The organism is Pantoea anthophila, from assembly GCF_026104315.1.
GTDB lineage: Bacteria > Pseudomonadota > Gammaproteobacteria > Enterobacterales > Enterobacteriaceae > Pantoea > Pantoea anthophila.
The window spans coordinates 87765-112510 of the sequence record NZ_CP110474.1 but is presented as its reverse complement, the minus strand read 5'-3'; the positions used below and the strand labels follow the sequence as shown (position 1 = coordinate 112510).

General features: G+C 54.2%; 21 protein-coding genes. 16 read left to right on the top strand and 5 right to left on the bottom strand.

What is annotated here, in order from left to right; translation table 11 throughout:
- The first annotated feature begins 59 nt into the window (after positions 1-59).
- From OJ965_RS21095 to OJ965_RS21060, 8 genes are all read left to right on the top strand, one after another.
- The gene (locus tag OJ965_RS21095) at positions 60-1430 is read left to right on the top strand and encodes a sucrose-specific PTS transporter subunit IIBC (RefSeq protein ID WP_046103061.1); all 1371 of its coding nucleotides are present in this window, start codon (positions 60-62) and stop codon (positions 1428-1430) included.
- Complete coding sequence (locus OJ965_RS21090; protein ID WP_265139302.1) at positions 1430-2839, top strand: sucrose-6-phosphate hydrolase; 1410 nt, start codon at positions 1430-1432, stop codon at positions 2837-2839. The genes OJ965_RS21095 and OJ965_RS21090 overlap by 1 nt, the downstream gene beginning before the upstream one ends.
- A gap of 28 nt (positions 2840-2867) precedes the next feature.
- Positions 2868-3872, top strand: coding sequence for a substrate-binding domain-containing protein (locus tag OJ965_RS21085; RefSeq protein WP_265139301.1), 1005 nt, complete (start codon positions 2868-2870; stop codon positions 3870-3872).
- A gap of 475 nt (positions 3873-4347) precedes the next feature.
- Positions 4348-5295, top strand: coding sequence for a LysR family transcriptional regulator (locus tag OJ965_RS21080; protein ID WP_009093245.1), 948 nt, complete (start codon positions 4348-4350; stop codon positions 5293-5295).
- 325 nt (positions 5296-5620) lie between these two features.
- Positions 5621-6190 (top strand): HD domain-containing protein, encoded by a 570-nt coding sequence (locus OJ965_RS21075; protein WP_154929240.1) that lies wholly within the window; start codon positions 5621-5623, stop codon positions 6188-6190.
- Positions 6191-6227: 37 nt separating this feature from the next.
- Positions 6228-6926 carry an RraA family protein gene (locus OJ965_RS21070; protein WP_154929269.1) on the top strand — a complete coding sequence of 233 codons (699 nt, stop codon included), beginning with the start codon at positions 6228-6230 and terminating at the stop codon, positions 6924-6926.
- Positions 6927-6952: 26 nt separating this feature from the next.
- The gene (locus OJ965_RS21065; RefSeq protein ID WP_154929242.1) at positions 6953-8371 is read left to right on the top strand and encodes a DASS family sodium-coupled anion symporter; all 1419 of its coding nucleotides are present in this window, start codon (positions 6953-6955) and stop codon (positions 8369-8371) included.
- A 23-nt stretch (positions 8372-8394) separates the two neighbouring features.
- Positions 8395-9426 carry a hydroxyacid dehydrogenase gene (locus tag OJ965_RS21060; protein ID WP_154929244.1) on the top strand — a complete coding sequence of 344 codons (1032 nt, stop codon included), beginning with the start codon at positions 8395-8397 and terminating at the stop codon, positions 9424-9426.
- Positions 9427-9671: 245 nt separating this feature from the next.
- Here OJ965_RS21060 and OJ965_RS21055 read toward each other — a convergent pair whose 3' ends face one another.
- The 3 genes from OJ965_RS21055 to OJ965_RS21045 form a co-directional block, all read right to left on the bottom strand.
- On the bottom strand, positions 9672-10217 hold the full coding sequence (locus OJ965_RS21055) for a chorismate mutase (RefSeq protein ID WP_154929246.1): 546 nt from the start codon (positions 10215-10217) through the stop codon (positions 9672-9674).
- Positions 10218-10527: 310 nt separating this feature from the next.
- A complete protein-coding gene (locus OJ965_RS21050) occupies positions 10528-11694 on the bottom strand; it encodes a zinc-dependent alcohol dehydrogenase (RefSeq protein WP_046103058.1) in 1167 nt (388 codons plus the stop codon).
- Positions 11695-12228, bottom strand: coding sequence for an SRPBCC family protein (locus OJ965_RS21045; RefSeq protein ID WP_058958374.1), 534 nt, complete (start codon positions 12226-12228; stop codon positions 11695-11697).
- 229 nt (positions 12229-12457) lie between these two features.
- On the opposite strand from OJ965_RS21045, the gene OJ965_RS21040 reads away from it, so the two are divergent.
- Positions 12458-12697 (top strand): hypothetical protein, encoded by a 240-nt coding sequence (locus OJ965_RS21040; RefSeq protein ID WP_154929248.1) that lies wholly within the window; start codon positions 12458-12460, stop codon positions 12695-12697.
- A gap of 2 nt (positions 12698-12699) precedes the next feature.
- Here OJ965_RS21040 and OJ965_RS21035 read toward each other — a convergent pair whose 3' ends face one another.
- Positions 12700-13611 (bottom strand): N-acetyltransferase, encoded by a 912-nt coding sequence (locus tag OJ965_RS21035; RefSeq protein WP_154929250.1) that lies wholly within the window; start codon positions 13609-13611, stop codon positions 12700-12702.
- A 415-nt stretch (positions 13612-14026) separates the two neighbouring features.
- On the opposite strand from OJ965_RS21035, the gene OJ965_RS21030 reads away from it, so the two are divergent.
- The 7 genes from OJ965_RS21030 to OJ965_RS21000 all read left to right on the top strand — a co-directional run bounded on the left by OJ965_RS21030 (position 14027) and on the right by OJ965_RS21000 (position 22861).
- Positions 14027-14236 (top strand): hypothetical protein, encoded by a 210-nt coding sequence (locus OJ965_RS21030; protein ID WP_009093234.1) that lies wholly within the window; start codon positions 14027-14029, stop codon positions 14234-14236.
- A 586-nt stretch (positions 14237-14822) separates the two neighbouring features.
- A complete protein-coding gene (locus OJ965_RS21025; protein ID WP_140029844.1) occupies positions 14823-15776 on the top strand; it encodes a hydroxyacid dehydrogenase in 954 nt (317 codons plus the stop codon).
- A 10-nt stretch (positions 15777-15786) separates the two neighbouring features.
- Positions 15787-16485, top strand: a complete 699-nt coding sequence (locus OJ965_RS21020; RefSeq protein ID WP_009093232.1) for an RraA family protein — start codon at positions 15787-15789, stop codon at positions 16483-16485.
- A 69-nt stretch (positions 16486-16554) separates the two neighbouring features.
- The gene (locus OJ965_RS21015) at positions 16555-17952 is read left to right on the top strand and encodes a DASS family sodium-coupled anion symporter (RefSeq protein ID WP_154929252.1); all 1398 of its coding nucleotides are present in this window, start codon (positions 16555-16557) and stop codon (positions 17950-17952) included.
- A gap of 13 nt (positions 17953-17965) precedes the next feature.
- Positions 17966-19129 carry a metallo-dependent hydrolase gene (locus tag OJ965_RS21010; protein WP_154929254.1) on the top strand — a complete coding sequence of 388 codons (1164 nt, stop codon included), beginning with the start codon at positions 17966-17968 and terminating at the stop codon, positions 19127-19129.
- A 136-nt stretch (positions 19130-19265) separates the two neighbouring features.
- Positions 19266-21146 carry a sigma 54-interacting transcriptional regulator gene (locus tag OJ965_RS21005; protein WP_154929256.1) on the top strand — a complete coding sequence of 627 codons (1881 nt, stop codon included), beginning with the start codon at positions 19266-19268 and terminating at the stop codon, positions 21144-21146.
- Positions 21147-21280: 134 nt separating this feature from the next.
- Positions 21281-22861 carry a sensor domain-containing diguanylate cyclase gene (locus tag OJ965_RS21000; protein ID WP_265139300.1) on the top strand — a complete coding sequence of 527 codons (1581 nt, stop codon included), beginning with the start codon at positions 21281-21283 and terminating at the stop codon, positions 22859-22861.
- 24 nt (positions 22862-22885) lie between these two features.
- On the opposite strand, the gene OJ965_RS20995 is transcribed toward OJ965_RS21000, so the two are convergent.
- Positions 22886-24667, bottom strand: coding sequence for a sensor domain-containing diguanylate cyclase (locus OJ965_RS20995; RefSeq protein WP_154929260.1), 1782 nt, complete (start codon positions 24665-24667; stop codon positions 22886-22888).
- Positions 24668-24746: the final 79 nt, after the last annotated feature.

Below are 24746 nucleotides of genomic sequence, written 5' to 3'. Positions count from 1 at the left end.
GCCCCGCATCCGGGGCCGGATAGTCACGCGGATAAAAACATAACAAGACAGAGGTATGTATGGACTATGTGAAGATTTCCCGGGCACTCCTGCCCCTGCTGGGTGGCAAAGCGAATATCGCCAGTGCCGCACACTGCGCTACCCGGCTGAGGCTGGTGCTGGCCGATGATGCGCTGGCGGACACCGCTGCCATTGGCCGGATTGAGGGGGTAAAGGGGTGCTTCCGCAATGCGGGACAGCTTCAGGTGATCTTTGGCACAGGCGTGGTGAACAAGGTGTATGCGGCGTTCATCGCCGAGGCGGGCATCAGCGAATCGAGCAAGTCGGAGGCGGCGGATATTGCGGCCCGTAAGCTCAACCCTTTCCAGCGAATCGCCCGTCTGTTGTCGAACATCTTTGTGCCGATCATTCCGGCCATTGTGGCGTCGGGGCTGCTGATGGGCCTGCTGGGGATGGTCAAAACCTACGGCTGGGTTAACCCGGAGAATGCGCTCTATATCATGCTCGATATGTGCAGCTCGGCGGCCTTTATTATCCTGCCGATCCTGATTGGCTTTACGGCGGCGCGCGAGTTTGGCGGTAACCCCTTTCTCGGCGCGACCCTCGGCGGCATCCTGACGCATCCGGCCCTGACTAACGCCTGGGGGGTCGCGTCGGGTTTCCACACCATGAACTTCTTTGGTTTTGAAGTGGCGATGATCGGCTATCAGGGGACGGTATTCCCGGTGCTGCTGGCCGTGTGGTTTATGAGTATGCTGGAAAAGCAGCTGCGTCGGGTTATTCCGGATGCCCTCGATCTGATCCTGACCCCGTTTCTGACGGTGATTCTGTCCGGCTTCATTGCGCTGCTGATCATCGGTCCGGCCGGCCGTATGCTGGGTGATGGCATCTCCTTTGTGCTCAGCACCCTGATCGCACACGCAGGCTGGCTGGCAGGCCTGGTGTTCGGCGGACTCTATTCCGTGATCGTCATTACCGGTGTGCATCACAGCTTTCACGCTATCGAGGCGGGGCTGCTGGGTAACCCCTCCATCGGGGTAAACTTCCTGCTGCCTGTCTGGGCGATGGCGAATGTCGCTCAGGGCGGTGCCTGCCTGGCGGTGTGGTTTAAAACCCGCGATGCAAAAATCAAAGCGATTTCGCTGCCCTCCGCGTTCTCTGCGCTGCTGGGGATCACGGAAGCCGCGATCTTTGGTATTAACCTGCGGTTTATGAAACCTTTCATTGCCGGCCTGGTCGGGGGCGCGCTGGGGGGAGCCTGGGTGGTTTCGGTGCACGTCTACATGACCGCCGTCGGCCTGACCGGTCTGCCGGGCATGGCCATCGTGCAGGCCGGATCGCTGCTGAACTATATTATCGGTATCGCCATCGCCTTCATTTCGGCGTTTGTGATCTCTTACCTGCTCAAATATAAAACGGACGCGGAATAATGAGCGCATCAACACGTCTGGCCGCTATCCTGCAGGCGGTCATGCAGGGTATGCCCGCGGCGCTCAGCGACCGCCACTATCCCGGCTGGCATCTGGCACCGGTGACCGGGCTGCTCAACGATCCTAACGGCTTTATCCATTTTGACGGACACTATCATCTCTTTTACCAGTGGAATCCGCTGGGGTGTGCGCATCAGCATAAGTGCTGGGGTCACTGGCGCTCAGCGGATCTGCTGCACTGGCAGCATCAGCCCATTGCCCTGATGCCTGATGAGGAGTATGACCGCAGCGGTTGTTACTCCGGCAGCGCAGTGGAGGAGAACGGCGTGCTGACGCTGATCTACACCGGTAACGTCAAATTTGAGGATGGCTCGCGCACCGCGTGGCAATGCCTGGCGCAGCAGAACAGCGCAGGGGGATTCGACAAACTCGGCCCGGTCATTGCCGTGCCGGAGGGCTACACCGGCCACGTCCGCGATCCGAAAGTGTGGCGGCACGAAAACCACTGGTACATGGTTCTGGCGGCGCAGACCACGCAGCGGCAGGGCAGGGTGCTGTTACTGCGTTCTGACGATCTGCGCGCGTGGCACTCTCTCGGCGAAATAGCGGGCAGCGAGCGGGGGGGACTGGGTGCTGCAGGCTATATGTGGGAATGCCCGGATATGTTCACGCTGGGTGACAGCACCTATCTGATCTGCTGTCCGCAGGGCGTGGCGCCGGAAGAAAAACGCTACCTGAACAGCCACGCCTGCGCCTGGCTGAGCGGCTCTCTGGATTATGAGCGGGCTGAATACACCCACGGCCCGCTGAATGAAATGGATGCCGGGTTTGAATTCTATGCGCCGCAGACCACGCTTACTGCGGACGGACGGCGTCTGCTGGTGGGCTGGATGGGTACGCCGGATGGCGAAGAGATGGCCCAGCCGACGGTCGCGCATCGCTGGATCCACCAGATGACCTGCCTGCGTGAACTGAGCTCACGCAACGGGCGGCTCTGTCAGCAGCCGGTTGCTGAACTGCAGGCGCTGCGCGAAGCGGAGCAGCACTATCAGGGTCGCGCTGATGACATGCCACCGATCGCCGCCGCGCGACTGGAGCTGATGCTGGAGAGTCAGGGAGATATCGAACTCAATTTTGCCGATACGCTGATCCTGTCGTGGCAGCAGGATGAACTGCGGCTTGCCCGTCGCAGTCTGGTTTCGGGCGAGTGGATCTTCCGCTACTGGACGGGGGCAGCCTGCCGGTTGCAGATCCTCTGCGACCACTCCAGCGTGGAGATTTTCATCAATGAGGGGGAGGGCGTGATGAGCAGCCGCTATTTTCCGGACACGCCGGTGAAGCTCACCCTGCGCGGAGGCGCAGAACTGACGGCCCGCTACTGGTCGTTGCGTCGCTGCATGGTAGAATAACGGCCTGTTCCATCAACCGTGTCCTGCCGTGAGAAAAACCAAACGCGTTACCATCAGTGACATTGCCGGGCTGGCTGGCGTTTCAAAAGCCACTGCCAGCCTGGTGCTTAACGGCCGTGGCGAAGAGTTACGGGTGGCAAAGGAGACGCGTGAGCGGGTTCTGACGCTGGCCCGTGAACACCATTATCAGCCCAGCATCCATGCCCGGATGCTGCATGATGCCCGCAGCCACACGCTGGGGCTGGTGGTGCCGGAGATCACTAACCATGGTTTCGCAGCCTTTTCGCATGCGCTGGAAAATCTCTGCCGGGCAGCCGGTCTCCAGCTACTGATCTCCTGTACCGATGAAAATGGTGCTCAGGAGAGGGTGGTCGTGAATAACCTGGTTGCCCGTCAGGTCGATGGGCTGATTGTCGCCTCCAGCATGCTGGATGACAGTGACTATGTCAGCCTCAGCGAACAGTTACCGGTACTGCTATTTGATCGCCACATGAACAACACCGCGCTTCCCTGGGTGATCACCGACTCGGTCACCCCTACCGCCGATCTCGTTGAAAAACTGGCGCGCGCCTGTCCGGAAGAGATCTACTTCCTTGGCGGACAGTCTGCGCTGTCGCCCACCCAGGATCGTCTGTCGGGATTCCGGCAGGGGCTGGCGCGCGCGGGGGTGATCCTGCAGCCGGAGTGGATTATTCAGGGTAACTACCATCCCGGCAGCGGCTATGAGATGTTTTCGGCCTTGTGTGACCGGCTGGGACGTCCTCCTAAAGCGATGTTCACCGCCGCCTGTGGTCTGCTGGAAGGGGTGCTGCGCTACATGAGCGAGCATCACCTGCTGACCCGCGATATCCGCATCGCCAGTTTTGACGATCACTATCTGTATGATTCGCTCTCCATTCCGATCGATACGGTAGAGCAGAATGTTCCGGCACTGGCGCAGGCCTGTTTCTCCATGCTGACCACCCTGATCCGGGGAGACGATCCCACCGAGAGCCAGCTGGTCTTGCCGGCCACACTGCGGCTGCGCGGTTAACGGATGCGGGTCAGATCCAGCGCCTGAGTTCGCTGTTCTCTGTATCACTGAGGCATACAACGTCATTTACCCCCGCCTGATCATTTTCGCCGTATCGTTATAACGATACGGCGACCTCTTAAGGTGCGTAATGTACTGTGCATTCACCCTGAGACTGCGGCACCGGATAAGGGTACAGCCGGTATCGGGACATGCATAACGAGCCATCGCTCACACGTATTAAAAAACCATCGCTTCAGCTCAGGTTGTCGGGGGACACAGCGCGCGAGAAAAAATATAATGGCAATCGATAATTCAAAGAAGATGATGCAAAAAAGTTAACGATGTTTAACCTCATTTACCTGCAAATATAAAATCATCATCTCTTTTATCAACTTTGAATTTTTAATCATTATCTTCAGCATTTCAATACACGCAGATTGCCGTAAATCAGATGAGTAAAACGCGCTGGTTACAGGCTTACAGGGAGGTCATAATGAACTTAATCAGCATGCGATACTTTGTTGAGCTGGCTGAAAATTTAAATTTCACCAGGGCTGCACAAAATCTTTCAACCTCTCAGCAAAATCTCAGTGTACACATTAAAAAATTAGAGGATTATTATGATACGATTCTCTTCCACAGAAAACCGCAGATTAAACTCACTCAGGCTGGCAGCGCGCTGTATGATTCTGCGATAAAGATACTGATGGAGAGCGATAATATCTCATCGCGATTAAGCGATATTAAGCATCATCATATTGGCACGTTATATATCGGGGCGACGCCCTACAGAGGAAGTTACTGGCTTCCTATGGTTCTGCCGGATTATATAAAAAAATGGCCCAACATTACGATAAACCTGACAAACGAAAAATCAGCCAGGATGGAACAGATGCTGATGTCCGGAGAGCTGGATTTTTTTGTCGGGATAAAACAAGGGGATGACCCCCTGTTAAAAACCATCCCATTGATGAACGACAGGCTCTATCTTGCCGTAAATAAAAATCTGCTGATTGAGCATTTTGGCAGTGACACGGATAATTTTATCGCAGGATGCCAGCAGGGCACGACGCTTGATAAATTCAAAGACTTTCCCTTTATCTGTTTTAAATCGGATTACCGGCTGCACAAAATTGTTAACGCATGCTTTGAGGAGGCGGGATTTGAACCGCGGAGAATATTTGAGGTTGACTCCATCGATGTTATGCTTGCCCTGTTTGAATTTGGTGTCTTTTTTCTGACTGAAATAAGAATACCCTCCTTACAGGAACGCTATCCGGAAGGTGTGTTTCTGCCCGTTCTTCTTCAGAATGACTATGTTTTCAGTCCGCTGAGCATTATTTACCACAAAAACCGCTATCTATCACGCTATGCGCGTGACTTCATCTCCCGGACAACGGCGCTATTTGGTACGCCCGGACCTTTTTCACGGCATCGCTGACGCAACCCGCGTGGTGACAAGCCTTCCTGTAACAGAGTTGACGGTTTTATTATGAACCAGACTCCGGAATTTCTGTGAGGTTAATTGCAAATCTCATCGTTTTATATTGACGGCTTGAGCGTGATTAACGAAGGCCTTTTTGCAGAATAGTTAAATTAATTTTAAATAATGCATAAACAACATTTCTTTGTCGGAAATAAATAAAATATTGTTTCTGTTGGTGCGTATTAAAAAATAGAATGCCCGCAAGATCATAATATTCACCCGGTTTCCGATAGGGTGAAGGGTTTTCTTTATTATCTGACAGGACTTTGTGAGGCAGGAAATGTGCGAAATCACCATTGAAAAGATAAAAGAGTTTTTCCCTCAGTTAGCAGTAGTCAAAAACAGAAGGCTTGCGGATGCTGCATGTGAAATCTGGGTTGAGGCATTTCGGAACAGTGCATGGGAGAACATTGAAGATGCACAGTTTGCGATCAGAGCACCGGATGTTTCTTTGGTTAAGCATACCGAGAATGTCACGGACAATGTCCTGCTTATTGCCCGGAATATCCAGAAAAAATTCGGGTATGAAGTTGACACCGATATTCTGATTGTTTCCGCTGTACTGCATGACGTATGCAAGCTGGAAGAGATGGAGATGGGGGCGGGTGGGCCGGGCACCAGTAAAAAAAGTCAAACGGGTAAGCTTTATCAGCATGGCTTTTTAAGTGGGTATTACACCCATAAATACCGACTTCCGGAAGCAATTACGGCATTGGTCGTCGCGCATTCAGGACAATCCAAAGTTATCCCTCAGGGCATTGAGGGGATGATTTTATTCTATGCAGACATGATGGATGCTGATGTCCATTTTGTTCATGCCGGAACAGATATTTGTCTTACTGAAAAATAAAACGTCAGAAAAAGATCATATTAATAAGGAGTCGCTCATGTCAGTGGGTAATCGCGTTTTCACCAGGAGAAAATTGCCAGATCCTGAACTGGTTAAAGCTTTCAGTAAAATTGCAGCCGCAAATGTGGCGGATTGCATGGGGAGATTATGCGGAATGAACCCGCAAATCAGACTGATGTCGAACCCCTCCGGCAGAATTATGTGCGGGGTTGCATTGACGGTCAAAGCCCGAGCGGGTGACAACATGATGCTCCATAAAGCGATGAATATTTCACAACCTGGCGATGTCATTGTTGTTTCCAATGAGGGGGAACGGAGCCGGGCTATCATGGGTGAAATCATGTTTAATTATTTACAGGGCTTCAAAAAAATAGAGGGGATTGTTATCGATGGCCCGGTCAGAGACATTGATATTCTCTCTCAGGGAACATTACCTCTCTATGCAACCGGAACCACCCCCTCGGGACCTTACAAAGAGGGCCCCGGAGAAGTTAATGTCCCGATTTCCTGTGGCGGTATCATGGTCAATCCTGGCGATATCATTCTGGGTGACAGGGATGGCGTCATCGTCATTCCGAAAGACGATGCTTACTCTGTTCTGGAAAAATCAAAAATATTATCTGAGAAAGATAAAGAAAAAGCCGTCAATTCCGCAGCCGGTACGGTTGATCGTCAATGGGTAGACGATTTAATGGAAAGAAAGAATGTAGACATTATTGATAATCACTATGAGTAATAAAATAAAACCAGGAAGAACGAAAAATGAAAAGCAAGATAACAAAGCTTATTCCGGTCGTTATTTTCCCTGCGTTATTCTGGACGCTACCCTGTCCTGACGGACTGGATATTAATACATGGCATATGGCGGGCTTATGCCTTGCGCTGATGTGTGGACTCATTCTGAAGCCGTTTTCCGAGCCCATTATCAGCCTGATTATCGTAGGGCTTGGGGCTTTTTTCGTGAAAGATCCCAACGCGCTTTTTTACGGATGGGGACAACAGAACGTCTGGTTTATCCTGGCCGTGTTACTGGCTTGCAGCGCATTCAGGAAAAATGGGCTGGGTAAACGCATGGCATACATTTTACTTTCTAAATTCGGCAACACCTCCTTTGGCCGTTCGTCGCTTGGCCTGGGTTATGTCATGCTGATATGCGATCTGATATTGAGCCCGGCAACGGGATCTAACACATCACGGTCTGCGATTGTCTTCCCGATATTCAGGGGTTTATCGGAAGCGCTGGATTCCCATCCCGACAAAAATCCCCGAAAACTGGGCGCATATCTTGAGCTCTTACAGCACGTCGTTACCATGTCAACAGCGGCGCTGTTTTTAACCGGAATGGCATCCAATGCCGTGATTGCATCGACGATAAACAATGTCGTTGGGATTGAATTGACGTGGGCGCTGTGGTTCAAAGCCGCTCTGGTCCCCGGTTTACTGATCCTTTTTCTCAGCCCCATTGTTGTCTACAAGTTATTCCCACCCGAAATGCGTGACCTGGGAAATATAAAACCCATCGTTCTGCAAAAGATTGCGGAAATGGGCCCCATGAAGCGGGATGAAAAGATCATGTTTGTGCTTTTTATCTGTGCCATTCTGGGATGGAGTATTGGCTATAAGATTGGCATGGGACTCTATATTGTTGCCTTTATCTGGTTAGCGCTGGAGCTGGTGTTTGGATTGTTAAACTGGGATGACCTGATGGCTGAAAAAGGCGCCTGGAACATGTTTACCTGGTTTGGTGCTTTTTACAGTCTGACCGTGGCGTTAAATGATGGCGGATTCTATACCTGGATTGCGTCACAGCTTCAGCTGTATCTGAATCTTAACGCGATTAGCGGCTCTCTGGTTCTGGTGATTCTGGTATTACTCAGTCTGGTCGTGAAGTATTTTTTTGTTTCGAACTCCGCTTATATCGTTTCCATATATCCAGTGGTGCTGACCTTAGCCAAAGCGACCCAGGTCAATATGATGGCCCTGTCGTTGATGCTGGTCTTCTTTGGCGCATACGGTGCTCTGCTTTGTAATTACGGAAACGGGGCAAGTATTTATTTATACGGGAACGGCTATGTCAGCCAAAAGGACTGGTATACAAAAGGCACGATAATACTCATCCTTATTTCTTTAGTGCTCTTTACTGTCGGTCTTCCCTACTGGAAATTGATAGGCATACTGTAATCTATAAATAACGAGGTTTTATTATGGGCTGGAAAGTGCTTTTGCCACAGGAATTGAAACAGGATGGACGACTTCTGCTTGAACGGCAGGGGCATACGTTAATTGACGGGCGTGGCTTTGAAACCGACGACGTGATTGCAGACATGCAGTTACACCAGCCGGATGCCATCATTGTTCGTGTGACCAAAATGTCTTGCAAAGTGTTTGAGGCGGCAGCACCGAATTTAAAAGTCCTCGTCCGGCATGGTGCCGGGTTTGATGCGGTTGATTTGAAGGCTGCTGATGACTTTGGTGTCAAATGCCTCTATGCGCCTGTTGCGAACAGTACATCCGTTGCGGAGACGGCGTTGTTACTCATGCTTTATATGAGCCGCAATGTCAGCCGTCTTCGTGCCATGCTGCCGGTCGACTACTATGCGGCAAAATTAAAAACGCCGATGACAACCTTAAACGGCAAAACCGTGGGGATCATCGGGTGCGGAAACATAGGCAGCCGGACCGCTAAACGTTGTCTGGCGATGGAAATGAACGTGCTTTGTTACGACCCTTACAAGCCTGCTAAAGATTTTCCTGATGGGGTTGAGGTCGTAAGAGACCTGGAGAGAATTTTTACGGAGAGTGATTACGTCTCACTGCACGCCCCCGATACGTCAGTGACGCACAATATGATTAACAAAGAAAAGTTAGCCATGATGAAACCGGGTGCTTTTCTGATCAATACCGCGCGCGGTGGGTTGGTCAATGAAGACGATCTGGTTGAAGCCTGTAAAAATGGCATCATCGCTGGCGCAGGACTGGATGTCATTGCTCATGAGCCGATGCACCCGGATAACCCTCTGGCGGCACTGGATAATGTGCTCATCACCCCGCACGTGGGAGGCAATACGGCTGAAGCCGCCATCCGGGCTTCTTACATGGCTGCTATGGGGGTTGCCGAGATGTATGAAGGTAAGGCCCCCACCTGGCCCATTCCAGTGATTGATTACCAGACTGCGCGGACTTACGCTGATACAAAAGAGAGTCATAAAATTCCCGCCGGGATGTTTGATTATTAATTCACTCCTGCACTGATCATCGATCCTGGCATTGCTAACACTCTGCATAAGAGCCTGTCGGACAACAGGCTCTTATGCCTGCATTGATGTAAACGCATCCTTTCAGCATTTGCAGCTATTCTTCAGAGTGAAAAGTCACAACAGGGCTGTTGCCTGTAACGTTCTCACTTATGACCGGTGACGCACCCTCAGATTCCCCCTTTTGATGGCAGAACGTTCTGCAGGGTCTGCGTGACGCCCTCCGCCTAATGCCTGCGCTGAATGCGGGAAAGGGAGGTCACGAGGCTGTTTTTGTCCGCCTCACTGAGGTTGGGGGCCGCGAGCTGCGAGAGCAGCCAGCCCTTGTCGGCGTCTGCCAGGGTGCCTGCCATCAGCCGCTGACTGATCGCCGTCAGTAACTGTGTATCCAGCCGTTGTATCTGCTGCCGGGTCTCTGCCAGATCCGGAACAGCCTGCAGGCTATCCGGCGTGGAAAGCCAGTCAGCCCGATAGCGATACTGAATGGCTTTACTGGCATTCATCAGGGCGTGAATAAAAGGTTCCACCGATTCCGGCTCAAGTCCTTCCTGCTGCGCATTGTGCAGCATGTTCTCCAGTACCACCTGCTCCCGGGGCAGATCCTCCACGGGTAAATGATGCTGCGCTTTATAACCTGCCACGGCTTTCATGACCTGCATACGTTCATTCAGAGCGGTTGAAATGGCCCCGAGTGAGACGGAAGAGACCGACCCGGCGAAAACGTTGCTGCACATAAAGAGTGAAGAGAAAAAAATCGCTACAAACTGCGTCATTTGCCTGCTCCATGAGTGAAAGGTGGCACTAATTTATGCATGAAACGATAACGTAGTGTGATTAATTTTTTTACAAAATGTGAATGATGGCGGTACCGGCAACATTCAGGCAGGTTATTCATTTAACATCGTTTTTTGGCTTTCAGGTTCATAAAAAATTCATATGATCCTGCCATCCTGATCGGTCGGCTTGTGCTCTGCTCAGGGGGAACGGGCTGCCATAAAAGGATAATCTGACGTTGAGGTAAGCGCGGGGGACAAAGAGAAAAGGGCGGCTCAGCCGCCCGGATCGGTCAGGGGCATCCTGTTCTCAGGGAACAAAGACGGCACGAACACAGCCATCTTCTTTATGCTTAAACATCTCATAGCCGCGCGGCGCTTCTTCCAGTGGAAAGCGATGCGTCGCCATAAACGCCGGGTTGAGTTCATTCTGCGCGACATGTTCCAGCAGCCTGTGCATATAGCGTTGCCCGTGCTGCTGGGCGGTGCGGATGGTCAGACTCTTGTTGATCATCAGCCCCAGCGGAAACTTATCCATCACACCATACACGCCCAGGATGGCGATGTTGCCGCCTTTGCGGCAGCTGTAGAGTGCCTGACGCAGGGCGGCCCCCACATCCGTTTCAAGATGGAGCATCTGTTTCGTCTTGTCGTAGACCTGACTTAAGCCTTCCCCCCTGGCCTCCATGCCGACCGCATCGATACAGCTGTCCGGGCCGCGGCCGCCGGTCAGTTCCAGCAGGGCTTCGTGGATATCGACCGAGGTGTAATCCAGCGCGATGCTGCCTGCAAAGTCCCGCGCCATCGCCAGCCGCTCAGGATAGCGATCGATACCGATGACCTGATGTGCACCCATCAGCCAGGCACTCTGCTGAGCCATCAGGCCGACGCCGCCACAGCCCCAGACCACCACCGTGTCACCCGGATGGATATTGCAGAAATCGGCACCCATGTAGCCGGTTGGTGTCGCATCGGAGAGGAACAGCGCCTGCTCATCGGTGACACCGTCGGGAACGACAAAGCAGTCATTGTCGGCAAAGGGGACGCGGACATACTCCGCATGCGAGCCCGCATAGCCGCCAAAGGCATGGCTGTAAGCATAAATCCCGCCGGTCGGATGGCCCAGCGCCGTTTCCCCTTTTTCCCACTGCGGATGTGTGTTGTCACAGCAGGAGGGGAGCTGTTGCTGGCAATACCAGCAGGAGCCGCAGGAGATGAAGGAGGGCACGACCACCCGGTCACCGCGGCGGATATTTTTCACCGCGCTGCCGACCTCGACGACCTCGCCCATAAATTCATGGCCCAGGATATCCCCCTCGCGCATCGTCGGGATCAGACCGTCAATGACGTGGAGATCGGAGCCGCAGGTTGTGGTAAGCCTGACCCGTATGATGGCATCGTGAGGGTTAATCAGACCGGGATCGGCCACCGTTTCAACACTGAGATCGTTGACCCCATTCCAGCAGAGTGCGCGCATCTATTTCTCCTTATCCTTACGGCTGGCATGGCGGCCCGCAGGCTGTCCCTCCAGCGTGGGAATTTCACCGGTTTCAGCCAGGCTCTTGAAGCGATGTAACGCTTTGCTGGCCACCTCTTTCGGCAGCAGATCGAATAACGTGGTCACCTTTTTCCCCAGTGCCCCGCCCGGCGGGGTGAACTGCAGCGTCAGGGCGAGTTCGGTCCCCCATTCACCCGGCGCGGGGCGAAAACGCAGTTCACCTTCGTTAGGAATGTCCGCGCCGTCCAGCGAACGCCAGGCGATGACTTCGCCCGGCTGCGCTTCAACAATCCGGCTTTCCCAGCGGTAATGCCTGCCGAGAGGCCCTTCAACCTGCCAGTGCGCATCACTTTTATTCACCGGTGTCACGCTGGCGAAGTGGCTCATAATCCGGGGCAGGGTATCCGGCTCAAGCCACAGGGCAAAAAGCTCGGTTGCCGGCAGGCCGATCGTTATCCAGCGCCGGAGCGTGAGGGTATTGTCACTGGTCGTTGTCTCAGATGTGGTTGTCAAAACGTCCTCCGGGAGTTCTCAGTGGAACGGGATTACAGGATTTGAGTTAAGGACAGTGCGGGGGATTATGCGAGCGAAGCCGCGTCAGTCAGATCAAAGCTGCAATCTCAGAAAGAGGTCAGGATGCCTGCCGGATAGCCAGTGCAGAGACGCACTCTGGCATGCCGGAACAGAGACCTGGCGCCGCCGGGAGGGACATTTACAGCAGCAAAAAGAGAGAGATAGGGCCGTGAGTAACCTGTTTTCCGCGAACAAAAACGTCGCGGAATATGGGAGAAAGCTGGAGAAGCAGGCAGCCAGCCGCTCAGAAGCGAACTGGCATGAAGGACTGAAAAATAGCACCAAAAGCGCGCTGGAAAAAATCAATGCGGCTTATGAGGCTAACCTGATCGGTGCTGAAGAGAGCCTGAGTCTGAAGCAGCGGGTTTACCGGCTGCAGGATAAGCTGATTGCGCTCGCCTTGTGGTGACCTCAGCAGATCAGACCGCCTGTACGTAAATCGGCGGGGGTAAAAAACTGATACTTCAGCACGCAGCGTCGTCCGGCATTGCAGGCCGTTCGTAAAGAAGGAAGGTTGCCTGGCAGAATCGTGCCGGTCAGCAGCGCGCGCTCGTCATGGTGCAGATGAAGCTGCCGCAGCAAAAGCCGCTGCGCGCTCGCGGCAAGCCCCCGGCCCTGACAGGCAGGGATAATAACTTCATCCATAATCTGGAAGCCTTCAATAAACGCCGTTTGCCGTGGCACACAAATAATCAGTCCAGCCATCCTCTCCTGCCAGACAATCAGACGGACGTGCCCGTCAGCGATATCCTCCCGTAACTCCTGCCTGCTGGTAGCCTGTAACTGATCGCGGAGATGCGGCAGGGTCTGCCTGCTGACGCGATAGGCGTGATGGATCGCCGCGAGACAGGCGGGAAAATCGCGCCGGCTGGCGGTGACCAGAGACAGTTCGCCTGTGACAGGTTCCGGCAGCGAAGCGGGATCGCTGAGGAAAAGCAGCTGGTCAGTAAAGCCGATTTCAGCGTGAGTCACAGGCAACAGGACCCGCAGCCTGAGCGGATTCAGCACCTGCCACGCCCGCATGATGGCGTCAGCCGCCGCATAATCCAGCGCGCCATCACGTGCGATGACATCAATGAAGGGCTGAGCCAGGTCTCCTCCCAGATAGCGCGGCCCGGTGAGATAGCGCTGGCCGTTTATCGTCAGTTCCCGCTGCAAAAAGGTGTGCTGGGGCAGGCCGGTTTCACGCCAGGGAAACGCGGCGGAAAAGTGATGATCGTGGCAGCGACTCTGCTCCCGGGCCAGCCAGCGGGCAAGCCAGGCGCTGAGACAGTCCGACGAGACAGGAACAGTACGGTAGAGCGACACCATATAATCCAGCATAAGAGTCCTTATTGCCTGCCGTAAGGGAACGTCTGAGCCGTGCCGGTTCGCGGAGAAGGCTGCTGAGAGTGTAACGATATGCTCTGTTTTTGACCATCCCGACAGCATCGGTGACGCTCTGCCCGAGCGGGCGCGCATCTGAAGCCGGAACGGCAGGCCAAAAAAATGCGCGGATGAGCGTGTTATCTGTGCTGTCGTCAATCGCGACAAGGGGCGTCTATTCACATCCGGCCCTGTTATGTCTGCATCGTCAAATTAATTGATGCAATAAGGCTGGTTTGCACAAAAAAATACTTTGTTTTATCTTTTACGTAAATATTACAGATTCAGATAATCGGCGGGCGGATCCTGCATTATGCTTTAAAGGCTATTCCATAATTATAAAGCGTGCCTTTTTTACACAGCAGGGGGTTCCATGGTTCATATTGATTTATGCACCAAAGAGGGCGTGATGAAAGCTTATGCTTTTCAGACGCCCATGCAGGCGATGAGCCTGGTAGATAAAATAAAAGATGATGAGTTTCAGTGGTTTAATCTTGAGTGGGACGGGCAGCGTTTTACCTGTCCCTACCATTTTATTAAAAGACTTAGCAGCCGTTCTTATATTAAGTCATTCTGGCGATAACGTAACCTGATTGATGACGTTATCACGCTCTCGCCAGCCAGTACCGTTCATCTGTATCTGGAAAAATGATGGGTGGGGCAGAAATAGCCCCATCCAATTTTTCAATGAAGCGCCTGTCATCAGCGCTCAAAAAAGTTGAACGGAGTGAAAATTTTTATCTGTCACCTCTGAGCGCAGCCCTGAACGAAAAACCTTTCCTTTTTCATTATTCAAGGAAAAAGAGCGCTTTATTTCTTTCCTGTTGTCGGTGGTCTGGAAATAACATTAACAGCGTTATATTTTATCCCTTCATTAATCTGATCTACCTCCCTTTAACCAGTCAGAAAAAACAAGAAAGTTTAATTAACCAGCTATTAACGTAGTGGTTATTTCATATTGAAATTTTTTCTTTTCACTCTGAAATGTGCTTATTTTTCCATTGTGCAGGGTGAGAGTTTTGTCACTCTTTTAAAGCGGCGTGTCAGCTAACATTAAAATAAAAAAATATTATTTTTCATAATCTTAATTATTTTCGTTTGTCTGTCTTTTTCATTCTGGCATGACCTCTGCAACAGCCGGGGAAAGAAACCACAAGGGAGTACCTTAAATGAGCTATAAAATTCTGCTTCCGCAGGAGATCATGAAGGAAGGGCGGGACTATCTGGAGAGTCGTGGCTACGAACTCATTACCGGTTCCGGCATGGAAGAGGAGGATATCATTCGCGATATCCCTGACTGTGACGGAATTATTGTTCGACTTTCAAAAATGTCTGAGCGCGTATTTGCCGCAGCAAAAAAATTAAAAGTGGTTGCACGCCATGGCGCAGGCTATGACACCGTTGACTTAGAGGCGGCAAAACGCCACGGCGTCACGGTTCTTAATGCGCCTGTCGCCAACAGTATGTCCGTGGCTGAACTGGCGCTTTTCTTCATGCTGCACTGCTCACGTAACTTCCGTCTCGTCGAAGAGAAAATGCTGGAAGATTATTATTGGGCAAAACTGCGCACGCCAAAAGTAGAGCTGGACGGGAAAATCCTCGGCCTTATCGGCGTCGGCAATATCGGTTCACGCGTAGCCATGAAGGCATTGCATGGCTTCAACATGAAAGTCATTGCTTTTGACCCCTACAAAACAGCTGCTCAGGTGCCGGACGGTGTTGAGTTAACAGAAGATTTTGACCGGATTTTCCGGGAGAGTGATTTTGTTTCGCTGCACTGCCCGGCGACAGAAGAGACCTTTGACTTTGTCGGTGAAAAGCAGTTTTCACTGATGAAGCCAGAGGCTTACTTCATCAATACCGCACGCGGCAAGCTGGTCGATGAAAAAGCGCTGTATCACGCGCTGTCGACCTCTCAGATTGCCGGAGCCGGGCTGGATGTCCTGAAGAAAGAGCCGTTCGATCCCGCCGATCCCATTTTTGCACTGAGTAACGTCGTAATTGCCCCCCATATTGGTGCCGCCACGAAAGAGGCCACGGACCGTGCCTCGCTGCATTCCGCCATCGGCATTGATGAAGTGTTATCGGGCAAAAAACCATCCTGGCCGGTGCCGGGCTTTTAAGGAGAAGCGTATGTCTATTGGTAACCGTATTTTCACACAGCGTCCCGCTTTTGACGTGGCGTTACTTGAAGCCTATCAGCAGCTGCCTGTGGCCAACATTGCTGACACCATGAACCGGATTGCTGTACTCGGTAACGGCATCAGGCGCATCTCTTCACCGGCCAGACCTGTCATGGCGGGCTATGCCATTACCGTGAAGGCGCGCGCCGGTGACAATCTGATGCTGCATGCGGCGCTGGATATGGCAACAGAAAACGATGTCATCGTGGTCTCTAACGAAGGCGATCGGTCCCGTGCGCTGATGGGGGAGATCATGATCGCTTACGCTCACTACGATCGCAAAATTGCCGGCATCGTGCTGGATGGGCCTGTCCGGGATATTGATGCCCTCTCGGTGCTCGATTTCCCCATCTTCGCCACCGGTTCAAATCCCGCCGGTCCGTTTAAAGAGGGACCGGGAGAGGTCAATACCCCCATCGCCGTCGGCGGTGTCGCGGTGTGTCCGGGGGATTTGATCGTGGGCGATGCGGACGGGGTGATTGTCGTCCCGCTGAACGATGCCGCGGCGCTGCTCGAAAAAGCGACGGAATACGCCAGTTTTGACGCCGGTAAAGTTGCCGCAGCGAAGCGTGGCACCGCAAACCGGGCATGGGTCAGAAAATCATTAGATGAAAAAGGCGTTGAGTTCATCGACGACGTTTACCGCTAATTCTTAAAATAATGAAAAGCCGCGTCCCGGCGTTCCGGCGCGCGGCTGCTAAGCAGAGGTAATATCATCATGCTTTATCTGAAGCTCTTACCCATCCTTTTTTTCCCCGTTCTGTTCTGGATGATCCCGCCCCCGGAAAGCCTCTCCGCCCAGACCTGGCACTTAGTCGGTATCTATCTGGCGATGCTGTGCGGTCTGGTTCTGCGTCCGTTCACCGACGCCGTGATTATGCTGATTATTCTGGGCTTCGCGTCACTGTTCATTGCGCCAGGCCCGCTGTTTGCGGGATTTGGCAGCCCGATGGTCTGGTTTATCATCAGTGCCTTTATCATATGCAAAGCCTTCGTGATCACCGGCTTAGGTAAACGTATCGCTTACCTGCTGCTTCAGCGCTATGGCAAAAACACGCTGACACTGGGTTACCTGATGATGGTGACCGACACGGTGCTGGCACCGGCCACAGGCTCAAACATGTCGCGTTCCGGCGGCATCACCTACCCCATTTTCCGCAACATCGCCGAAGCACTGGGATCAACGCCCGATAAGGGCAGTCGCAGGATTGGCGCTTATCTCACGATTCTGATGTATGTCGTCTCGATGGGAACCTCCAGCCTGTTCCTGACCGGGATGGCGACCAACTCGATTACCGTCTCGCTGGCGAATGAGATCATGAATGTGAATCTCAGCTGGATGGTCTGGTTTAAGGCTGCCATCCTGCCGGCGGGCCTGGTGCTGCTGGCGGCCCCCTGGATCCTCTATAAACTCTATGCGCCTGAGCTGAAGAGCATCGATAACGTCAATGACATTGCCGTTCAGGGATTGCACGAGCTGGGCCCGGTTAAGCGTGAAGAGAAACTGCTGATGGTCTTCTTTGTGCTGGGTATTCTCGGCTGGATGACCGGCTCTTTAACAGGGATCCCCTTCATTCCGGTGGGGCTGGCATTCCTGGCCTGTCTGCTGCTGTCCGGCGTACTGAACTGGAACGATGTAGCCAGTGAAAAATCGGCCTGGCAGACCTTTGTCTGGTACGGTGCGTTTTACGGTTGTGCGGTCGCGCTCTCTAAAGGCGGTTTCTATGTCTTTCTGGTCGACGTGATCAAAAACTATCTGGACCTGTCGCAACTCAGCGAAATCAGTGCCCTTGGCGTACTGGTTTTTATCAGCCTCGCGGTGCGTTACTTCTTCGTTTCTAACAGTGCCTTTGTGGTCTCTTTCTATCCGGTGTTATTCACGCTGGGCATGACCACGCAGGCCCACCCGATGTACATCGCACTGTCACTGGCCTTCTCTGCCGGGTATGGCGCACTCCTGACCCATTACGGCAACGGCGCGGGTGTCTTCACCTTCTCAAGTGGATATGTCCCGCAAAAGACCTTCTGGTTACTGGGTAGCGCCATGGTGCTGGTCAACGTGCTGGTCTTTTTCCTGATAGGGATCCCCTACTGGAAAATGATCGGTATTGGATAAAGGAAAAAGCAAAATGAAACTGGATATTCTGATTAAAAATGGCCGGGTAGTGGACCCGGAACGCGCCATCTTCCTTGACCAGAGCGTTGGGGTGGCAGGCAACCGTATCGTCGATCTGCAGTCGGTTGACAACCCGGAGGCGGAAACCGTTATCGACGCGGCGGGCTGCCTGGTGCTGCCGGGCCTGATTGACTTTCATGCCCACGTTTTTCATGGGGGCACGGCTATCAGCGTTAACCCCGATGTGATCGGCCTGCCCAATGGCGTGACCGGGGTGGTGGATGCGGGCAGCAGCGGCTGGGTGAACTACGGGCTGTTCCGTAACAGCGTCATCAACACGGCGCAGACGCGGATAAAAAGCTATCTGAACGTCGTCAATGTCGGCCTCTCCACGCTGGGCGGTGGGCCGACCGGGTATCTGGAAAATACTAACCCGGCCAACTTCAACGTGGAAAAGATTGCCCGGACGGTAAATGAACATCGCGACAATATTCTCGGTCTGAAGCTGCGTTACAGCCAGGATATCGCCAGGGGACGTCACTTCAGTGGCGATCCCTTCTTCGCCACCGTGGAACTGGCCCGTCAGCTGAACACCGGGCTGTGCGTGCATGTGACAGATTCGCGTCTGCCCGCCGATGAACTGATTACGCATTTCCAGGCTGATGATATCTTCGCGCACTGTTTCCACGGCACCGGCCATGCCATCCTGCAGGACAACGGCGACCTCTTTCCGGACATCAAAGCGGCCAGGGATCGCGGCGTCATTTTCGACTGTTCGAATGGTGTGGCGCACTTCGACTTTGCCGTGGCGCGCAAGGCGATGGAGCAGGGGTTTAATCCGGACATCATCAGCACCGATCTCACCCTGCGAAATAGCCTGCGCACCGTTAAGGTCTTCAGTCTGCCCTTTATTATGTCCAAGTACCTGAACATGGGAATGTCACTGTTCGATGTGGTTCGCGCCGTCACCACCACGCCTGCACGCCTGATGAAAATGCAGGGCGAGGCAGGCACGCTGGCTTCCGGCGCCTTTGCCGATATCGCTATCGTGAAACTGCGGCAGGAGAAGGTGGTGTTTGAAGACACCCGGGGTGAACGCTTAACGGGCGATCACTATCTCGACAACTGTGCGACCATCAGCAATGGACAGATTGTCTATCGTCGCCAGCGTTTCTGATTGAGAATCCCGCCCATAAAAATCTGCCTGCGTATTGCCCTGCGCAGGCGTTGTTCGTTTCGTCACGCGGCATCGGTTGCTGTCAGCGTGACGAAAGTTGCCGCTTTTCCGGTAAAACGATGGCGCAGAATGGCCTATGAAAAACAACGAAATTGCGATCCTCTCGGTGTCACAAACCATCACGCAACGCATCTCGAATGTCCTGCTTGAGAAAAAAATCGATATTCCGGTTTACGAATATCGCTATTTTGACGTGGTTGAAAAAGCGCAGCAGCTGATTCAGGGAGGAACCCGCATCCTCATCAGCCGGGGTGGCACCGCGGCACTGCTTCGGAATAACGTGGCGGTTCCGGTCATTGAAATCGCCCACGACCTGCACGGCATATTTCGTATCCTGATGGAAGCGCGCAAGAAGTCACAAAAAATCGCCGCAGTCGGGTTTCCGCAGTTCTGCCATGTTCTTCGCCATTACCAGAACATGACGCATGAAGAGTTCAAAATCTGTCAGGTCTACAACCACTATGACATTGATAACGTCGTCAAAAATCTGGCAGATAATGATTATGATCTGGTGATTGGCGGCCTGACCGTCGCGGAAATGGCCAGAAAGTACGATCTGAAGGTCATCATGGGGGACACCGATAATATCGCTATCGAGCAGGCTCTCGATGTCGCGGCGAGCACGCTGAAATATATCAACAGGGAGAGCACGAAGCTGGCGATGGCCTGGTCAGCCCTCAATCAGTCGCGGGAAGGGATCCTGTGGCTGGATCAGTCCGGGGAAGTCATCAATATCAACGCCCGGGGCTTGTCGCTTTTTCCCTGCCGGATCGGGGATAAGATTTTAAAAAACGACGCGTTTAAAACGCTGTTCAGCTGCATCATCAATGAGCGGGATATCACCGACGAGGTACATGAGATCAAGGGCGACGCCCTCCGGCTGACGGTGAAACATATCCCCGGTCAGCAAAATTTTTATACCCTCATCACCGCCGTCAGAGCGGGACAGCACGAGGGATGCGCTCCGGTTCCGGCGAGAAAGCCTGCAGGCAGCAGCTTCACCACGGTTTACACCTTTTCGGACATCGTGGGCCGCTCGCCTGAGATGGTGTCTGTGATTGAGCAGGCCAGACTTTATGCGGCTCACGATCTGCCGGTGAATATTCTCGGGGAGACGGGCACGGGCAAAGAGCTGTTTGCCCAGAGTATTCATCACGCCAGTGCGCGCAGCGCAGGGCCTTTTATTGCGCTTAACTGCGCGGCAATCCCGGAGTCCCTGCTGGAAAGTGAACTGTTCGGCTACGCTGAAGGGGCGTTTACCAGTGCCCGGCGGGGCGGCAAACCCGGTATTTTCGAAATGGCGATGAACGGCACGGTGTTTATCGACGAAATCAGCGAAGCCCCGCCCGCCGTGCAGATCAAATTGCTGCGTATTCTGCAGGAAAAACGGTTCAGCCGGGTAGGGGGCGAGGGGCTCATCACCGCCAGTTTCCGCCTGATCACCGCCAGTAACAAAGACCTGGGTCAGATGGTGGCCGCAGGTCAGTTCCGCCAGGATCTCTTTTACCGCATCAATATTCTGGAGCTGCGGCTGCCGGCGCTGAGAGCGCGCCGGGGCGACATTATGCTGATTGTCGACGCGCTGCTGGCCAGCCAGAACCGGACGCTGACGTTTAGCGACGAAGCGGTTGCCCTGCTCAATAATGCGGCGTGGCCGGGCAATATCCGTGAGCTGAAAGCCGCTATCCTGCGGCTGGTGGTGCTGCATAAGAGCAGCACAGTCGATGCCGATGCATTGCAGTCACTCTGCCACCTTTCTTCAGCAGCCGTTGAGCGTGAGGCGCCTCCCTGCACGCTCAGTGACGAGGTGAATTTACTGGAGAAGCAGGAGAGGAAACTGATTGCGTCGGTGATCAACAGAACCGGTGGCGATCGCGCCCGGGCCGCCGTGATGCTGGGCATCAGTCCCACCACCCTGTGGCGAAAGATGAAGCGATACGGACTGAACTCTGACTGACCGGCGTGCGCGCTGTCGGGCAGCGCCGGAACGTTAATCATCCGGAAGGAGAGGGAAATCTTCTTCTTTTCTCCCCTTCAGCCGTGCCATCAACAGTTACACTATAGGGATACTTACTCCGGATTCCGACTGCAATGCCCCACGAAAAAATACGTCTTCGCTCCCTGCTGACGCTGCTTTCCATTGGCGGCGTCATCCTGACCTCCGGTCTGCTGCTGGGGGCGCTGCTGCTGTTTCAGAAGGCCAATATTGAAGACAGCCTGCTTGAGGGGAACATTGCCTATGCCCGCAAACTGGCAGATACCACCGATCGTTATCTGGGGACAGCGCAGCGCGAACTGGCGTGGAGTGCGTCGCAGATCAGGGATCTCGGCGATCTGACGCAGCTGAAAAGCGAAACCGATCGCCTGCGGATGCAGTCGGGCTTTTTCAACTCGGTCGTGGTGGTGAATCATGACGCTGTTATTGCCGCAACTTCACCGGAAAGTCTGAAACTGGTTGGCGTAAAACTCCACTCGGCGGCCAGCCTGCAGGCGATTTCCACCAAAAAGCCCTTTATCTCCGCGCCGTTCACCTCTGCCGCCGGTAACTATGTGCTGTTTTTATCCCAGCCGCTGTTCAGCGCCGATGGCCGCTACCTGGGCTACATAGGCGGCACGATCTATCTCAAAAAACAGAGCATGCTGAGCGACATCCTGAGCCAGCATTTTTATACCAAAGGCTCTACGGTGAGCGTGGTCAGCAATGAAGGTCTGATCATCTTCAGTCACGACCCGGCACAGGTCGGCACGAAAATGCAGCTGAGCCAGGCGCTGCAGAAGCGGCTTGAGGATACGGAGAGCGGGCATTTCACGCTGGAAAACGACGGTCGTCACTATCTGATCGGCTATGGCACACTGCACAAAACCGGCTGGAACGTGTTTATTACCGGCACCTCAGAAACGGTCAGGCACCTGCTGATGCGCACGGCGGAAAACGCTATCTGGTTCACGCTGGGCATTATCGTGCTGACTGCGGCGATTATTGCTTTTCTGGCGGGACGCATCGCCTCTCCGCTTGAGAAGCTGGCGGACAGAGTCCGCAACGGCGGCAGCGAAGCGCAGGCGGAATCTCTTTCCTCGGTCAAAACCTGGTATTACGAAGCCGACCGGCTCCGGGAAGCGGTGCAGGAGCATCGTCACGCCGTCGCCGGACATCTGGCGGCGCTGAACGATGAAGCGATGACTGACCCCCTGACCGGACTCTGCAACCGGCGCGGATTCTCGGCGCTGGCGGCGCAGAGTGACAACGACCATGAACAGTGCGTGATCGCCATCGATATCGACCATTTCAAAAAGATCAATGACTGGTACGGACACGATGCGGGCGATGCGGTGCTGGTGAGTCTGGCGGCGCTACTGCGTCAGGCCAGCCGCACGGGGGATATTGTCAGCCGGTTTGGGGGAGAAGAGTTTATTCTGCTGCTGCCGGACACGTCGCTACCGGACGCCGCCCGCACGGCGGAACGTATCCGTGAGAGCGTCAGCGCTACCCTGTTTCCGTTTGTCGGGACGATGACGATATCCGCAGGCGTCGCGTCGCGGGATCACAACAGCGAACGCGAAGCGCTGTTGCGGCGTGCAGATGAAGCGCTCTATGAGGCAAAAGGCGCCGGACGCAATACCGTCGTGATTGCCGGATCGGCGGGATTCAGCGTGTTTGATCCGGCCCGGTAGAGGGCTGAGGCTGGCGCAACCGGCTCAGCATTTGCTGCGGAGTCGCCAGCCGAGCCACTCATCCAGCGCCGCTTCCGCCAGCGGCCGGGAGTAGAAAAATCCCTGCGCCTGATCGCAGCCAAATTCGGTCAGCGTGTTGACCGTTTCCGCATTCTCCACGCCTTCGGCCAGCACCGTATAATCGAGATCTTTCAGCATCGCAATAATACTGCGGGCAATAACCCGCGAGCCGGTATCACTGGCGATTTCGCTAATCAGCGAGCGGTCCAGCTTGATCACGTCCAGTGGCATACGTCGCAGGTAGCTGATGTTGCTGTAGCCGGTACCAAAGTCATCCAGAGAGATCCCAAATCCGCGCAGTTTCAGCATCTCAAGCCCCTGCATCGCTGACGGGCTCTCCAGAATCCGCTCTGTCTCCAGGCACTCGATGCCCAGCAGTGAAACCGGCAGCTTTGCCTTGATCATCTGCTCTTCAAGCTCGTCGGCAAAGCCGCTGCGGGAGAAATCGCTGCTGCTGACGTTGATGGTGACGGGCAGCTGAATATAGCTGTCACGCAGCCGGGAAAGGCGGGTGATGGCCTGCTCAGTCACCCAGCGGGTCAGCTCGCTGAGCAGTTCAGTCTGTCCGGCAAAAGGCAGAAACTCTGCCGGAGAAAGCTCGCCGCGCTGCGGATGCCGCCAGCGGATCAGCGCTTCCAGCCCAATCGGCTTTCCGCTATGCAGACAGATTTTCGGCTGATACGCGAGCCACAATCCTTTGTTTTCCCGTATCGCCAGGGCCAGATCGTGCATCAGCGTGAAATCCTGAGTATGCCGTGTGTCGGTGGCTTCACTGAAACACATCGACGCGACATCCCGGGCGATCGCTTCATGAAGGGCGCTGACGGCGCGGCGCAGGATCTCCTGTGCGGGCATCTCACCAGTGATGAAACTGGCCTCACCGGTATGCGTCATCAGCGCGACAGACAGCCCGTCGCCCAGATCCGCGCTGATGCCCGTCAGCTGCTTCGCCACCCATCCGGCACTCAGCCGGCTCTCCTGGCGGGTTAACAGGGCAAAACGCCCGGTGGCCACGGTATAGAGTATCTCGCCCGGCGCCGGGCGCAGGCGCAGAGGCAGCAGCGTGGCGACATCTTTCAGCAGGCTTTCAACCGGCCCCATCCCCATCGAACGCGCCAGCTCGTAGGCGCGCGGCATATCAATGCAGTCAATCAGGACCAGTCGCCGTGGCGTCCGATCACCCGAGGCGGCCAGAAACTGGAGGTCGCGGATAAGCCGCTGACGGTTGGGCAATCCGGTGACGGGATCGGCAAAACCTGCCGAATACCAGGCTTCCAGAAATGACATGACCAGGGTGGCCAGCATCGTGAGCATGGTGACCTGAGCCGGACTGAAAGGGTGGGGCGTGGTGTCGGTGACACACAGCGTGCCCAGAATCATGCCCGTGCTGTTTTTCAGCGGCGTACCGGCATAGAAGCGGATAAAGGGTGCGCCGATGATCAAGGGGTGCGTCGCAAACCGTTCATCCAGCAGGGTATCCGGGATCACCACGGTGCTGTCGCTGTCGACCGCATACCGGCAGAGCGAATCTTCGCGGCTGGACCGGGTAAGGGTAAAATTATGCGCGGCCATCACATGCTGCTGCTCATCATCCAGCACGGAGATAAAACTGCCAGGAATGCTGAGCGCCTGACTGGCCAGTCGGACAAACTGACGCAGTACTTCATCACGACTTTCGTCGGGATTGCGCAACGCGCGCAGGGTTCGCGTGCGACCATCATCGCCGCCGCTGAGACTTATGAACATGAATTCCTCCGCCCCGGCTGGTTACGGAGCGAAATTAAGCAGAAAAATTGCAGAGTAGTGTGTAATGAGTACAGGCAAT